We start from the raw sequence: 14267 nt of genomic DNA on the forward strand, positions 1-14267 counted from the left end.
AAAGGACTAGAACGATGAAAAAACTTGCAACTCTTATTTCTGCTGCACTTCTTTCTTCCACTGTATCAGTAGCGGCACAAGCCCAAGATACGATGGCGATTGTGGTTTCGACGCTAAACAACCCGTTCTTCGTAACGATGAAAGACGGTGCGGAAGCTAAAGCGAAAGAATTGGGGTACGACTTAATTGTACTGGACTCGCAAAATGACCCGAGCAAAGAGCTGTCGAACATCGAGGATTTAAGTATTCGCGGTGTAAAAGCAATTCTTATCAACCCAACGGATTCTGATGCTGTGTCTAATGCGATTCGTATGGCGAACCGTTCTAAGATCCCTGTATTGACACTAGACCGTGGCGCAAGCCGTGGTGAAGTTGTGAGCCACATCGCGTCCGACAACGTGATCGGTGGTGAAATGGCAGGCCACTACATCATGGAAAAAGTTGGCGAAAAAGCAAAAGTAATTCAGCTTGAAGGTATTGCGGGCACATCGGCGGCGCGCGAGCGCGGTGAAGGTTTCATGAATGCCGTGAAGGGCAGCGATATGGATCTTCTTGCCAGCCAGCCAGCAGACTTTGACCGTACTAAAGGCCTAAACGTGATGGAAAACCTACTCGCGGCTAACCCTGATGTACAAGCGGTGTTCGCACAGAATGATGAAATGGCGCTAGGTGCACTTCGCGCCGTTCAAGCTTCTGGCAAAGACGTCGTTATCGTTGGTTTTGATGGCACGGAAGACGGCATTGCCGCAGTTAACCGTGGCAAGCTAGCAGCAACCATCGCACAGCAACCAGATCTTATTGGTGCTTTAGGTGTTGAAACGGCTGACAAAGTCTTGAAAGGTGAAAAAGTAGAAGAATACATTCCGGTGCCACTAAAAGTAGTGACTAAATAAGTTTGACGTTCAATAAAGCGTCCTAATTTTTGCTCTCTCCTCCGTTTATATCTGTCGTTTAGGAGGAGAGGGCAAACATACCCAAGAGACTTAAAAATGCAGGGTATAGATGCCTTTGACTTTTTATCGTGACTCCTTCGTTAGGAAGAGAAGTTAAAGTCATCTAATGTATTTTCCAAAATAGTTTTTCAAAAAAAGGGTTCATTCAGAACCGAGGATAACCGTATGAATAAGTTAGTGGTGTTAGGTAGTGTAAACGCTGACCATGTTCTTCAAGTGCCTTCTTTCCCTCGCCCTGGCGAAACGCTACATGGTCGCAACTATCAAGTTATCCCAGGTGGCAAAGGTGCCAACCAAGCTGTTGCTGCAGCTCGACTCAAGGCTGATATTGGCTTTATTGCTTGTGTAGGCGATGACTCGTTCGGCATCAATATTCGTGAAAACTTCAATATGGACGGCATCGACATCACTGGTGTGAAGATGCAACCAAACTGCCCAACTGGCATTGCGATGATTCAAGTGTCGGATAGTGGTGAAAACAGCATTTGTATTTCAGCAGAAGCGAATGCCAAATTGACAGCAGAAGCGATTGAGCCAGATTTAGATCGCATTCGCCAAGCGGATTACCTGCTGATGCAATTGGAAACGCCGATGTGCGGCATTGAGAAAGCCGCGCGAGTGGCGAAAGATGCAAAAACTAACGTCATTTTAAACCCTGCCCCTGCTCGTGAACTGTCAGACGAACTGCTTGCTTGTATTGATGTCATTACACCAAATGAAACCGAAGCTGAAGTGTTGACGGGGGTAACGGTAACGGATAATGACAGCGCGCAAGAAGCGGCGAATGTGCTTCATAGCAAAGGTATCGAAATTGTCATGATCACTCTCGGTGCGAAGGGTGTTTGGTTAAGTCAAAATGGTAGAGGTGAGCTCATCCCGGGGTTCCGTGTTGACGCGACTGATACCACCGCAGCAGGGGATACGTTTAATGGGGCATTCGTCACTGGCCTGTTAGAGGATTTACCTTTAGAATCAGCAATTAAGTTTGCACATGCGGCGGCTGCAATTTCTGTGACCCGCTTTGGCGCGCAGACGTCGATCCCAACTCGCGAAGAGGTGGACGCGTTTCTCGCTGCACAATAGGGCTTAAACGCCTCATTAATTAGGAGTAATAACATGGCGACGATGAAAGACATCGCAAAACTGGCAGGGGTTTCCACTTCAACAGTGAGCCATGTTATTAACAAGACGCGTTTTGTGAGTGAAGAGATCTCCGAACGCGTCAATACTGCCGCAAAAGAACTCAACTACTATGCGCCATCAGCTTTGGCGCGTAGCCTCAAAGTCAATCGTACCAAAACCATTGGTATGCTAGTGACAACTTCAACCAACCCATTCTTTGGCGAAGTCGTAAAAGGCGTCGAACGCAGTTGCTATCACAAAGGCTATAGTCTCATTCTATGTAACACCGAAGGTGACAACGAACGCATGCGCCAGTCCATTAATACGCTTTTGCAAAAGCGTGTCGATGGTTTGATCTTGATGTGCTCCTCGCTAGAAGGGGAGCGTATCGATGTATTTGAGCGTTATCCTGATATCCCTGTCGTGGTGATGGATTGGGGGCCGATGCTGTTTACGAGCGATAAAATTCAAGATAACTCGCTTCGTGGCGGTTACCTAGCGGCGAAATACCTGATTGATTGTGGCCACACAGAAATAGGATGTATCACTGGCCCTTTGATTAAACACCAAGCGCAAATGCGATACGAAGGTTACAAACGTGCGATGAACGAAGCAGGCTTGGAATTTAATGCCAACTGGATCATTGAATCGGACTTCGAATGTGAAGGAGGATATCAAGCATTTATGAAAATGGCGCAGCGAGGCATCTTACCCAGCTCGATTTTCGTTTCCAATGATATGATGGCGATGGGTGTGATTAACGCCGCAAATGAGCTCAATATTAAAGTCCCGGAACAGATTTCAATCATCGGTTACGATGACATACATATCGCGAAGTTCATGTCGCCATCACTCACCACAATTCACCAGCCTAAATACCGTCTTGGGCAAGCTGCCGTGGAAACGCTTGTCCGAAAATTGGATGATAAATCAACAGAAGCGCAAGTCGTGCAATTAGAACCTACCTTAGTTGAACGAAAAAGTGTCAAGATATTAAAGTCAAGCAGCACTAGATGACCTGTGATGTTGAGCTAAAAAATCAAAAAAGTCGTTTCTCTTTATACTATAAAGCCTTACTATCACCATTGATTATAAATAAAAATATTAATTGTTGTCTGGCGGATTAGTTAAATGTTATCAAAAGGTTACGCTAAGTTCTCCGTAAAGCATCCTTGGTTTCACCGAGTTAATGTTATTGCGGTCATACTGATTTTTTTTGTGAGCTGTTATCAGCTCTTGGTGAATGAAGCATTCGAGTACGCCATTGGGTTTGTTATTACACTTTTGGCGTCAGCTTTATTTGCATCAGCTTCCGCATTCAAAAAGCGCTATTTAGGTTTGGATTCTTAGGCGTGTTAATTTCCAAGCGGTTCAATTGAGTCATTTATTGCTTTCAAGCAAATATTGAACTGAATTATGATCGAGTGCATCAAGAGGGGGACAAATGTCCTCCTTTTTGTTAGGTGTCACGCCCTAATATAGGCATATTCCCAAACAAAATAATAAAGGACATCGACATGGACCTACTTGCCTTACTCGATATAAACAACACCCTGGTTAACATTCCAATTGGCGGCGGTTACGCAATGAGTTGGATCGAAGCTTTCGGTACGGTTTTTGGATTGCTTTGCATTTGGTTTGCTAGCCAAGAAAAAACCATCAACTACTTATTCGGTTTGCTGAATGTCACTCTTTTTGCCGTTATCTTTTTCCAAATTCAGTTATACGGATTATTACTTCTTCAACTGTTTTTCTTCTGTGCGAACATTTACGGTTGGTATGCGTGGACTCGTCCAAACGCGGAAGGTGAAACGCTGGAAGTACGCTGGTTAAACAAACAGAAACTCATCGCCACTGCTTCTATTAGCGTTGTGTCTATCGCGTTGTTAACCATCTACATCGACCCTTTTTTCTTTGCATTAGCAAACATTGCTGTTGATAGCTTGAATCTCTTTGGTGCAGGTTTGGCTGATCCGGTACTTGAACCTGATGCGTTCCCGTTTTGGGATGCAACCATGACAGTACTTTCTGTTGTTGCACAAATTCTGATGACACGTAAATATGTGGAAAACTGGATCCTTTGGGTTGTGATTAACATCATCAGTGTTGGCATTTACGCGACACAGGGTGTTTATGCGATGTCCGTTCAGTATGCGATTTTGATGTTCATTGCTGCCAATGGTACGCGTGAGTGGGCCCGTAGCGCCAAGCGCAATGGCGATAAAACCTTAGCTCAAGCTGCAGCATAAGGAACGAAAAATGGCTAAACAACCTCATATTGGTGTTGATGAAACACAAGTCGCTCCTCTCGTCATTGTATGTGGTGAGCCAGACCGAGCTAATCGTATTGCCGCATTATTGGATGATGCAGAAATGATCTCGGAAAATCGCGAGTACCGTGTTTTTACTGGCAAATACAAAGACCAGCCTGTTTCAGTATGCAGCACAGGTATCGGCGCCCCATCGATGATCATCGCAGTTGAAGAGCTAAAACAGTGCGGCGTAACTCATGTAGTACGTGTTGGGTCGGCAGGTGCGATGCAATCAGGCATTCAGCTTGGCGAGCTGATTATTGCCGAAGGTGCGGTAAGAGATGAAGGCGGCTCCAGAGCGTATGTGGATTCGGCTTATCCGGCGTACGCAAGCTTTTCCTTATTAAAGGAAGTTGAGCGTTACCTGTCGGTGCAAGAGGCGCGTTATCATTTCGGTGTGGTACGTTCTCACGACAGTTTCTATACCGATGACGAAGATGCGATATGCCAATACTGGAACAAGAAGGGCGTCTTAGGTGCAGATATGGAAACCTCAGCTTTGTTTGCCGTTGGCCGGTTACGTGGTCTTCATGTGGCTTCGATCTTAAATAACGTCGTTCTGTACCAACAAGATGTGAAAGAAGGGGTTGGCCAGTACGTTGATGAAGCGAAAGTAATGATGCAAGGTGAGAAGCTTGCTGTAATGACGGCGTTAGAAGCGCTGATTGCTCAGAGGTAGTCCGTACTAACTTCAGTCACTCTTATAAATCAATGAATGTAAAGCGACAGGCCACTGTCGCTTTTTTATTTGGTGTTACGGGGTACAATCCACCTGAGATAGTTATCAGTAACTTTTCTGAGAGAGCAGAGAATGAAAATCAGCCCGTATCCAACTGGCCGCTTCAAAACATACCTTGAAAAAAAGAGCGTTGCCTTTCGTGAGATGATCTATCAGTGTCAAATTAGTACGCGTTACTTTGATGCTGGGGAAGAAATTCTCCGCCAAGGTGAGCAACTTCAGTACTTATATGTTGTGCCGGTAGGTCGAGTGTCAATGAGCATATTGGCCGCGAATGGGCGACGCTTTCAATTAGGAGAGGCAAACTGCGACTACCATATCTATGGTGAAATGGAGTACTTCACTCAGACTCCTTGCCAATGGAATGTGATTGCAGATGAGCACATGCAGGTTGATGTCATCTGCATCCAAAAACTAACTGAAGCGCTACAAAAGCATCCAGAAATGATGGTGTTCTTTGCTTCAGCGTTGGCCGAAGATTATCAAGACTCTATGGATATCTATACCAATCGGTTATTGCATCCCATTACTTATAATATTGCGTATGATCTTTTCGTCCGTAATCAAACCAATACATTGCTCGGTGGCTTTGACAAAGTAAATCAAGAAGCTGAGCGATTTGGTACTTCTGGTCGTGTTTATCGACGTGCAGTTAAAGATTTGATTGAAAAGGGATTGATTGCAAAAACGGAAAACGGGTTGGAGATTATTGATGAGCTTGCACTTAAAGCATTTATCGAAGCGCATGAATGATACACCTAGATATTGCAATGAATGGTTTTTATAAGTCTTTGATATAGTTGAAGCTCGAATAAGCGTAACTAATGTAAAGTACCTTAAATTTTGTTGAATGCAGTAAAGAGTAACGCTATATTGCGAACGCGCATGATAATAGATCTCATTAAGGCTTAACAAAATGAAAAAATTCGTCGGTGCGGCTATGCTGTCGCTATTTACTGTTTCTCCTTCTTTCGCTGCTAAGGTTGTGATTGACCATTACATGGGTCAAACCGAGCTAGAACAATCACCAGAACGCGTGGTTGTGATTGGCTTTGGACCGCTAGATGCGCTGGACAACTTTGGTATCGATCCTGTTGCAGTTTCTAACTCTTCTAATCTGCCTAGCTACCTTTCAAAATACAGCAAAGATAACTACACCTCTGCGGGTAGCTTGTTTGAACCTGACTTTGAAACCATTTACATGCAAAAACCAGATTTGATATTGGTTGGTCCGCGAGCGTCTGCGAAATATGAAGAGCTGAGTGAAATTGCTCCTACGGTCGTTTTTGCTGCGAAAGAGAATCAAGGTTACTGGGAAGGTACGCAAGCACAGTGGCGCAATATTGGTAAAATCTTCAATATCGAAGAAAAAGTAGAGCAGAAAATTGAAGCGCTAGATGCTCAATTCAAAGCAATCCGTGACTACAACCAATCAAATAACAATGATGCGTTAACGATTTTAAGCATGGGTGACAACATCAGTGCGTTTGGTGCTCAATCACGATTTGGTGTGATTTATAACGATTTCGGTTTCTTGGAAACGGTTGAACACGTGAAAACGGGCACTCACGGAGATGTTATTTCTTATGAATTTATTCGTGAAGCTAACCCGAAAAATATACTCGTAGTTGACCGCAATTCGCTAAAAGGCACGCCAGATAACGATATTCGTAAGTCCATGGATAATGACTTAGTCAAAGCAACCGCGGCATATAAGAATCACAAAATCACTTATTTAGATGTGGACGCGTGGTACTTGTCGATGTCTGGTGTGACTGCAACAGAAAAAATGGTCAGTGAGATCAAGCAAACCGTTGAACTGTAATCCAAGATAGCAGAGGTTAACTTTGAAAAAGTTATTGCTAACCCTTGTGGTTTTAAGCACGGTTTCGTTGTTTGTTGGGGTGGCAAACATGACGCCCCAACAGTTATTTTCGGGTGATGAGAAAGCGTTAGAGCTTTTCTTTACCAGCCGTATACCACGTTTATTCGCCATACTGCTTGCTGGTGCAGGCTTAAGTATTGCAGGCCTTATTATGCAGCAAATCAGCCAGAACCGATTTGCTGCACCTTCTACAACCGGTACGATCGAATGCGCCATGCTGGGCTATGTACTGAGCGTGGTTTTCTTTGGCAACGACAATCACCTTTGGCTCGTATTCGGCATCTCGGTATTTGGGACGCTGGCGTTTATTTTCTTTATTCAGCGCATTCAATTTAAGAGTGTGGTTTTTGTGCCTCTTGTCGGGATTATTTTCGGCAATGTCATCCAATCCATGACCACGTTTATCGCTTACAAATACGATGCACTTCAAAGTCTGAATGCTTGGACAGTCGCAAACTTCGCCAACATCTTGCGTGGTGATTTTGAACTGCTGTACATCGCGGTACCAATGGCTATTCTCAGCTATCTTTTTGCCGCACGGATTTCAGCCGTGGGTATCGGAAAAGATTTCGCGGTTAACTTGGGGTTAAATTATCAGCAGGTTGTCACGATTGGCGTTCTATTGGTGTCAATCATGTCAGCAAGTGTCGTGATGATTGTGGGGCAGCTGCCATTCCTTGGTCTGATTGTGCCGAACCTCGTTAGTCACTTTTATGGTGATAACCTCAAAAAGAACATTCCGCTTACGGCCATGTATGGTGCGACTTTAGTGCTGTGTTGCGACTTGGTGAGTCGTTTGATTATCTTCCCTCATGAAATGCCAATCTCTATCGTGATCAGCATATTGGGTGGTGTGGTATTCATCGCGATGTTGTTGCGAGGTAAGCAACATGCGTGATTCAACGAAAATCCTACTGCTAGGTGGCATTGCGGTACTTTTTGCATGTTTGTTTATTGGTATTGGGCTAACGGCTGACAACTACCAGTATTTTTTATCTCGTAGAGTTCCTAAAGTATTGGCGATAGTGCTAGCGGGTGTGGCTATTGCTCAGTCTTCACTTGTATTTCAAACCATTACGCACAACCGAATTTTAACGCCAAGTATCATGGGGTTTGATGCGTTGTATGTGTTGACGCAAATTTTGATCGTGCTGATTTTTGGTGGTTTGAGTACTTTAGTTCTTAACTTGTACGTCAATTTCACGATTGCCGTAATTGTAATGGTGTCGTTTTCATTATTGTTGTTTGGTTTTTACTTTTCTAAAGGAAGCAAGAACTTGATTACGTTGCTATTGGTCGGCTTGATCTTTGGTCAGCTATTTTCCAATGCGGCGTCATTTTTCTCTTTGCTGATGGACCCAAATACGTTTGCAATCGTTCAATCGAAACTTTACGCCAGCTTTAATAATGTCAAAGTGAATTTGGTTTACTTTAGTGCACCAGCTTTGATGTTTGCATGTTGGTTGCTATTTAGTATGCATCGCACTTTAGATGTGTTTTGGCTCGACCAAGACAATGCGAAAAGTTTGGGCGTCGACGTACCTAAGGTGACGCGAAATGTATTCATTATCTCGGCGGTTCTGATTGCTATTTCTACTGCTCTAGTGGGACCAATTATGTTCTTTGGTTTGCTGGTGACCAACTTAAGCCGAGAAATGTTCCGAAGTTACCAACACAAAACGCTACTGGTTGGTTGTTCGTTTCTCTCCATCAGCTCGTTACTGGCTGGGCAATGGATTATCGAGAACGTGTTCAGTTTTGAGACGACGTTGAGTGTCGTTATTAACTTTATTGGTGGTGCGTATTTCTTATACCTATTACTGAAAAACAAAGTTGTATAAATATGATAGTGATAGACAAATTAACGAAGGCCTTCGGTTCAAACAAAGTAGTTGATGAGGCCAATACTCAGTTTGAAAAGGGCAAGGTAACATCGATTATTGGCCCGAATGGCGCGGGAAAGAGCACGCTGTTATCTATGGCTTCGCGCTTAACGGAGCGGGATGGTGGTAGTGTTATCATTGATTGCAAGGAAATTGCGGAATGGGACACTAAAGAGTTAGCGAAAAAGCTGGCGGTACTTCGTCAAGCCAACTCTATTACCATGCGATTTACCGTGAAGGAGTTGGTCTCTTTTGGCCGTTTCCCATACTCCAAAGGAAATCTGACCAAAGAAGATCATGCGGTGATTGAACAAGCGATCGACTATCTAGATTTACAAGGTATACAAGACAAATATTTGGATGAATTAAGTGGTGGTCAGCGACAGCTTGCGTTTATTGCCATGGTGATTGCACAAGATACAGACTACGTTTTTCTTGATGAACCACTTAACAATCTAGATATCAAACACTCTCTTCAGATCATGAAAGTCGTGCAGCGGTTAGCTCATGACATGAACAAAGCCATGGTGGTGGTAATTCATGATATTAATTTCGCAGCGTGCTACTCGGATGTCATATTGGCGCTTAAGCAAGGCAAAGTTGTGGCAAGTGGTGCGGTGGAGGAGGTGATTCAGGCGTCTACGCTAGAGGATATCTACGAAACGCCGTTTAATATTATCGAATTAAACGGCAAGCGCATGTGTACTTACCACTAATCCAACCTCAGGGCTTAATGAAAGCGATTCCTCAATGAGGATAGATAGGCGAGTTTACTTGGTGAGCTCGTCTATGATTGGGCATCGGCTTTCAGCGTCTCCCGGACAAGAAGAAACCCAACCTTCAAGTTGCGTTTTGATCTCCATGAGGTGCGCGATTTTTTCTTCAACCTCTCTCAGCTTATCCATGGTTCTTGCTTTTACTTCGCTGCTTTTTCGGTTGGGATTATGGGCAAGTTGCACAAACTCTTTGCATTCTTGCAATGAAAAGCCTGCGTTTTTTGCGCGTGATACTAAGTTAAGCTCTTGAATATGATTATCTGAATATTCGCGATAGCCAGAGTCGCTGCGCGCTGGTGGAGATATGATCCCTTTGTCTTCATACAATCGAATCGACTTAGATGAAAGCCCAGTAAGCTTTGCGACAGCACCAATATTCATGTTCAACCTCCATAACGTTTAAGGCGAGTATATACCGATGTTGTGGATAAGACACTCCTAAATAACAGTCAGTTACCTGGGGCCTCTTTACTCTTTTATCACTTCATGCGGTGGTACACCAAATGCCTTTTTGAAAGCGCAGGTGAAGTTGGAAGGGTGATGGTATCCGGCTTCATAAGCAGCTTCTGTGATCGTCACTAAGCCACGTTCCAAGTGTTGCCTCGCAATCTCAAGGCGACGAAAGCGAATATAACCATTTACGGTCATATTCAGTGATTGTTTAAATCGGCGCTGCAGGTTTGAAACGCTCATTGAAAACACGCTTGCCAACTTTTCTAAGCTTAGTTCTTGCTCAAGGTGAGTTTCTATATAGCTAACAATATCATCTACTCGACCATCTGTGTGACGTTCAAGGTTATTTTTATTAGCACTGAAATTCTTGGGGATTTGCTCAGTCGCTTGATGCAAAATTTGATAGATCAAGCTTTCCACTTCCAACTTATCTTGGAATTCTTGTGGTGTTTCTCGGCTTGTCAGCGTTTCAGCCAGTTCGCATAACGCCTGGTTAAGCTCTAGAGGATGAAACGCCTGATGAGAGTTAAAAAAGGACCAATGACGACAGGTTTGGTCAAGGCGAGCCTCTAGCCACTGGGGCTTAACCAATATGTTGATCTTATTAATGAGGTTACCTTTGAGCAGTGAACGACGAAAGTTTGCAGGTTTGAGTAGGTTCACCACGACACCTTTAGGGCCGTCGCTTGCGTCTAAATCAAATTGCAAATCGTCATAGCCAAACGAGAGCTTACCTTCTAAAAGAATAGTGACCAACAGTGAGGCGTGTGCAGTAGAAACAATATGTGAATCAACAAGCTCTAGGCAACGTCCACCATGAACAAAGATTTGATCATTGTACTGATATGATAGGAATTTGCCTTCTGCCAGTTGAGTTTGACAAGGTTGACCTTGCGTGACGATCCACTGTTTTTCTGTGGCTTCCAGTTTTTGGGTTAAAGCGATCTTGGCAATTCTAGTTCGTTTTGGTGTGACTTCCTGCATTTGACACTTCCTCATAACACTTGTGCGATTTCGCATAATCAAATCGCCTTTGTATTTATAAAACTCATGCTTATTATATATGAGAATTATTATCATTAATATTTAGGAGTGAAGTTATGGAAAGCCCTGCTTGTTCATCTATCAAGCTTTCAAGCCTTTGCCTTGCAGTGGGAATGGCGCTATCAAACCCTGTTTTAGCTCAAGATACCGAGTCACATTTTGAAGAAGTCGTTGTATGGGGAACAAAAGTTTCTAGCAATACTGAGTCAATGTTTGCGGACGACATGTCACTGAAGCAAGCGGATCATATGTCTGATTTACTGCGCGATATTCCCGGTGTGGATGTTGGTGGAACACACTCTGTGAATCAACGTATTACCATTCGTGGTTTGAGCGAAACCGATTTGGACATTCGTCTTGATGGTGCTTCTCAGCATGCGAGCATGTTCCATCACATTGGTAACTTGACGCTAAACCCTGACATTCTCAAATCTGCCGATATCCAGGTAGGTAATAACTCTGTGACTCAAAATGGCTTAGGCGGCTCGGTTTATTTTGAAACGAAAGACGCTCGCGATTTACTTCGTTACGATGAAAAGTTTGGTGCTCGTGTTTATGGCGGTTATGCATCCAACGACAACCAACAAGGCTCGTTGACACTGTACGGGCTTTTGTCCGAAAACATTGATGCGATGGTTTATGGCCATTACGTTACGCGCGATGACTTTGAAGATGGTGACGGCAACAAAACCTATGGCGCTGCGGGTGATGTTTACAACATTCTGGCTAAGTTGGGGTATGAACTAAACGACATCCATCGTTTTGAGCTCTCTTATGACATGTACCGAGACAGTGGTGATTACAGTCCGCGTCCTGATATGTCGGGTAGTGCGAACAATGGCTTATCGAGCACGTTACTTATTCCTACGGATTATGACCGAGATACCGTTACCTTGAGTTACGAGCTGCGAGGCGAACAACATCAGGGAAACGTCACGCTTTATAATACCGAGACAGAAATTAAACGGGATGAGAGCGTTATGGCTCCTCGCTGGCCTTCGAACCGTTTATCGAAGAACACCGCTAAAAACCAAAACTTTGGTTTGAATGGTAAGTTCCAGTCGGATGTTATGTTAGGTGAGTTTGATAATCGAATCACCTATGGTTTCAACTACATGGATAAGACATCTTCAAGTTACTACGGTAGTCGTAAGTTCATGGATGAATCGGCCATTTCAACCGCATTGTTTGTAGAAGATCAGTTCTTCTTCTCTGATGCTTTCTTTGTTACCGCAGGTATGCGTTTTGATGATTACAAACGTGAAGCTGAAACGGGGACGAGTAACTATGATGATGTGACCTGGGCCCTAGCAGCAGAATGGGCAGTCACCCAGGATTGGACGTTGTTTGCGAGCGCACGCTCTCTATTCAAAGGCCCTGAGCTGATGGAAACCTTTATTGCCTACCAAGACGTTGCATTTTTAGAGGATGGACTAAAGCCAGAAACGGGGTTGAACACACAGGGTGGTGTCCGTTTTGATAAAACCTTTGATAAGCATTTCTTTGGAGCGAATATTACGGCATTCCAAACGGAAATTGATGATTACATTGCAGACCAGTACCAAAACGCGACTCAAACTTACCTGATTTACAACTTAGGTGATGTCGAGATTAAAGGCTTTGAGGCAAGTGCTTCTTATGGCTACGACAAGTTTAACAGCAAACTTTCTTACTCTAAGTCGGACACCAAAAACAAGAATACTGGTGGCCCTGTTGCTGGGGGTAATGGGCGTAGCATTGATATGGGTGATAGTGTTGCTCTAACTTTGGATTACCAGTCAGACGCTTTAGAAACGATCTTCGGGTGGAACTCAATGTTTGTTCTAGAGGAAGACAACGTCTTTGATGGTCAGCCAAAGAAAGCAAGCTATGATGTACATAATCTATATGCTCAATGGGTGCCGTCTGATATTGAGGGACTGTCGGTGACCTTTGGTATTGATAATGTATTTGACGAGTTGTACAGCTCTCATGCGTCTCGTTCGGGTACTGCACGTGGCTTCTCGCTTGATGACTACGAGCCGGGTCGCAACTTCAAACTTTCTGCTGCTTATCAATTCTAATAGGGCTCCCGAGAGGGGGCGCTTCAAAACACGAGTAAATTCATGATTAAAGAAAGCACCCGAATAGATAGCGAACACGCTGACAAATATTTAGTGACGCTTTGTCGGCATTTTGGACGAAAGGTTCCTGCTACTTGGAATGAAAGCAGCGGTTTGGTGACATTCCCGACGGGAAAAGCGGAGTTTGCTCTTTGCGAGTCTAGCTTGACCATTATTTGTGAGGCGGATTCAGAAGAGAAACTGAACACAGTGAAGGCGATAATCTCATCGCATGTAGACATGTTCTCTCGTCGAGAAACATTAGCACTTAACTGGGTTCGCTAGCGCTGTTGATGAATGGGCAGAAAGTGAGAGCGCATTAAAAGCAAAAAGCCCGCGATCTTATCATTCGCGGGCTTTTATTGTTCGAATGCTATTGCTTTTTAGGCTCTAGATTCTAGGCTTTTTTTTTCCTGTTGCATTTTTGCTAGGAAGTAGATATTAACGCAAGCAATAAAGCCGTTAGTTAATACTACAGGCCAAGAATCAATCATTAGTCCGTAAGCAGTAAATAGCGCACAACCAATAAAGTTAAGGATACGAAGCTTAACAATATCTTTCATAGTTAGCGAAATTGCGACCATGATTGAAGCTGCATAACCTAAAATCTCAACCATATTCATGTCCATTTTTTGACCCTCTTAAAATCTGCCGAATTTTGTCGGTACCAATTCTTCTCATCTTGAGATTAATGAGGAAGCTCCATGCCTCGAATGGTCTTTTTTGTTGTATGGACGCACTATATCAATGGAAAAACCGTGATAAAAGCCTCAAATCAAGGTTAAGAGAAGGTTAGCGATTACGCAAACGTTTAGGACGGGAATTACTGATAATTTTACTTATTGTGTTGATTGATAATAACGATGGTATTAATAGCTCTCACATCATTGAAAGTGGGGGAATATTTACATATGATTGAAAATGATAATTATTTTCAAGTGTGATGTTTATGTATTTTCTTATTAGCTTGCTCGTATTTTTTTTACTGTATATCAGGA

General features: G+C 43.6%; 15 protein-coding genes. 12 read left to right on the plus strand and 3 right to left on the minus strand.

Annotated features, from left to right (window positions below; all coding sequences use genetic code 11):
* Window positions 1-14: 14 nt before the first annotated feature.
* The 10 genes from rbsB (at window position 15) to vctC (ending at window position 9610) form a co-directional block, all read left to right on the plus strand.
* Window positions 15-893, plus strand: a complete 879-nt coding sequence (gene rbsB / locus FR741_RS18605) for a ribose ABC transporter substrate-binding protein RbsB (RefSeq protein WP_005397160.1) — start codon at window positions 15-17, stop codon at window positions 891-893.
* Window positions 894-1118: 225 nt separating this feature from the next.
* Complete coding sequence (gene rbsK / locus FR741_RS18610; RefSeq protein ID WP_005397162.1) at window positions 1119-2036, plus strand: ribokinase; 918 nt, start codon at window positions 1119-1121, stop codon at window positions 2034-2036.
* Between the two features lie 33 nt (window positions 2037-2069).
* Entirely contained in the window at window positions 2070-3092 is a 1023-nt protein-coding gene (locus FR741_RS18615) for a substrate-binding domain-containing protein (protein ID WP_167427415.1), read from the plus strand.
* A 500-nt stretch (window positions 3093-3592) separates the two neighbouring features.
* Entirely contained in the window at window positions 3593-4324 is a 732-nt protein-coding gene (gene pnuC, locus FR741_RS18620; protein ID WP_005397168.1) for a nicotinamide riboside transporter PnuC, read from the plus strand.
* A 10-nt stretch (window positions 4325-4334) separates the two neighbouring features.
* A complete protein-coding gene (locus tag FR741_RS18625) occupies window positions 4335-5066 on the plus strand; it encodes a nucleoside phosphorylase (RefSeq protein WP_167427416.1) in 732 nt (243 codons plus the stop codon).
* Between the two features lie 132 nt (window positions 5067-5198).
* On the plus strand, window positions 5199-5879 hold the full coding sequence (locus FR741_RS18630) for a Crp/Fnr family transcriptional regulator (protein WP_006741007.1): 681 nt from the start codon (window positions 5199-5201) through the stop codon (window positions 5877-5879).
* Window positions 5880-6042: 163 nt separating this feature from the next.
* Window positions 6043-6951: a siderophore ABC transporter substrate-binding protein gene (locus FR741_RS18635; protein ID WP_005397174.1), complete on the plus strand. Its 909-nt coding sequence runs from the start codon at window positions 6043-6045 to the stop codon at window positions 6949-6951.
* Window positions 6952-6973: 22 nt separating this feature from the next.
* Window positions 6974-7909 (plus strand): iron chelate uptake ABC transporter permease subunit VctD, encoded by a 936-nt coding sequence (gene vctD / locus FR741_RS18640; protein WP_041853077.1) that lies wholly within the window; start codon window positions 6974-6976, stop codon window positions 7907-7909.
* Window positions 7902-8852 carry an iron chelate uptake ABC transporter permease subunit VctG gene (gene vctG, locus FR741_RS18645; RefSeq protein WP_012842333.1) on the plus strand — a complete coding sequence of 317 codons (951 nt, stop codon included), beginning with the start codon at window positions 7902-7904 and terminating at the stop codon, window positions 8850-8852. The genes vctD and vctG overlap by 8 nt, the downstream gene beginning before the upstream one ends.
* 2 nt (window positions 8853-8854) lie before the next feature.
* Complete coding sequence (gene vctC / locus FR741_RS18650; RefSeq protein WP_005397181.1) at window positions 8855-9610, plus strand: iron chelate ABC transporter ATP-binding protein VctC; 756 nt, start codon at window positions 8855-8857, stop codon at window positions 9608-9610.
* Window positions 9611-9664: 54 nt separating this feature from the next.
* Here vctC and cueR read toward each other — a convergent pair whose 3' ends face one another.
* Window positions 9665-10051 (minus strand): Cu(I)-responsive transcriptional regulator, encoded by a 387-nt coding sequence (gene cueR, locus FR741_RS18655; RefSeq protein WP_012842332.1) that lies wholly within the window; start codon window positions 10049-10051, stop codon window positions 9665-9667.
* Window positions 10052-10138: 87 nt separating this feature from the next.
* A complete protein-coding gene (locus tag FR741_RS18660; RefSeq protein ID WP_174856107.1) occupies window positions 10139-11107 on the minus strand; it encodes a helix-turn-helix domain-containing protein in 969 nt (322 codons plus the stop codon).
* Between the two features lie 116 nt (window positions 11108-11223).
* On the opposite strand from FR741_RS18660, the gene FR741_RS18665 reads away from it, so the two are divergent.
* Both FR741_RS18665 and FR741_RS18670 read left to right on the plus strand, forming a co-directional pair.
* A complete protein-coding gene (locus tag FR741_RS18665) occupies window positions 11224-13230 on the plus strand; it encodes a TonB-dependent siderophore receptor (protein ID WP_167427418.1) in 2007 nt (668 codons plus the stop codon).
* Between the two features lie 42 nt (window positions 13231-13272).
* Window positions 13273-13554, plus strand: a complete 282-nt coding sequence (locus FR741_RS18670; RefSeq protein ID WP_167427419.1) for a DUF2218 domain-containing protein — start codon at window positions 13273-13275, stop codon at window positions 13552-13554.
* Window positions 13555-13652: 98 nt separating this feature from the next.
* Here FR741_RS18670 and FR741_RS18675 read toward each other — a convergent pair whose 3' ends face one another.
* Window positions 13653-13898 carry a YgjV family protein gene (locus FR741_RS18675; protein ID WP_005397186.1) on the minus strand — a complete coding sequence of 82 codons (246 nt, stop codon included), beginning with the start codon at window positions 13896-13898 and terminating at the stop codon, window positions 13653-13655.
* Window positions 13899-14267 lie beyond the last annotated feature (369 nt).

This window comes from Vibrio diabolicus, from assembly GCF_011801455.1.
Lineage (GTDB): Bacteria > Pseudomonadota > Gammaproteobacteria > Enterobacterales > Vibrionaceae > Vibrio > Vibrio diabolicus.

What these genes read in the sequence shown, in the direction of transcription:
- rbsB (WP_005397160.1), top strand. Translation starts at nt 15, where the DNA reads ATGAAAAAACTTGCAACTCTTATTTCTGCTGCACTTCTTTCTTCCACT.
- rbsK (WP_005397162.1), top strand. Translation starts at nt 1,119, where the DNA reads ATGAATAAGTTAGTGGTGTTAGGTAGTGTAAACGCTGACCATGTTCTT.
- FR741_RS18615 (WP_167427415.1), top strand. Translation starts at nt 2,070, where the DNA reads ATGGCGACGATGAAAGACATCGCAAAACTGGCAGGGGTTTCCACTTCA.
- pnuC (WP_005397168.1), top strand. Translation starts at nt 3,593, where the DNA reads ATGGACCTACTTGCCTTACTCGATATAAACAACACCCTGGTTAACATT.
- FR741_RS18625 (WP_167427416.1), top strand. Translation starts at nt 4,335, where the DNA reads ATGGCTAAACAACCTCATATTGGTGTTGATGAAACACAAGTCGCTCCT.
- FR741_RS18630 (WP_006741007.1), top strand. Translation starts at nt 5,199, where the DNA reads ATGAAAATCAGCCCGTATCCAACTGGCCGCTTCAAAACATACCTTGAA.
- FR741_RS18635 (WP_005397174.1), top strand. Translation starts at nt 6,043, where the DNA reads ATGAAAAAATTCGTCGGTGCGGCTATGCTGTCGCTATTTACTGTTTCT.
- vctG (WP_012842333.1), top strand. Translation starts at nt 7,902, where the DNA reads ATGCGTGATTCAACGAAAATCCTACTGCTAGGTGGCATTGCGGTACTT.
- vctC (WP_005397181.1), top strand. Translation starts at nt 8,855, where the DNA reads ATGATAGTGATAGACAAATTAACGAAGGCCTTCGGTTCAAACAAAGTA.
- cueR (WP_012842332.1), bottom strand. Translation starts at nt 10,051, where the DNA reads ATGAATATTGGTGCTGTCGCAAAGCTTACTGGGCTTTCATCTAAGTCG.
- FR741_RS18660 (WP_174856107.1), bottom strand. Translation starts at nt 11,107, where the DNA reads ATGCAGGAAGTCACACCAAAACGAACTAGAATTGCCAAGATCGCTTTA.
- FR741_RS18665 (WP_167427418.1), top strand. Translation starts at nt 11,224, where the DNA reads ATGGAAAGCCCTGCTTGTTCATCTATCAAGCTTTCAAGCCTTTGCCTT.
- FR741_RS18670 (WP_167427419.1), top strand. Translation starts at nt 13,273, where the DNA reads ATGATTAAAGAAAGCACCCGAATAGATAGCGAACACGCTGACAAATAT.
- FR741_RS18675 (WP_005397186.1), bottom strand. Translation starts at nt 13,898, where the DNA reads ATGGACATGAATATGGTTGAGATTTTAGGTTATGCAGCTTCAATCATG.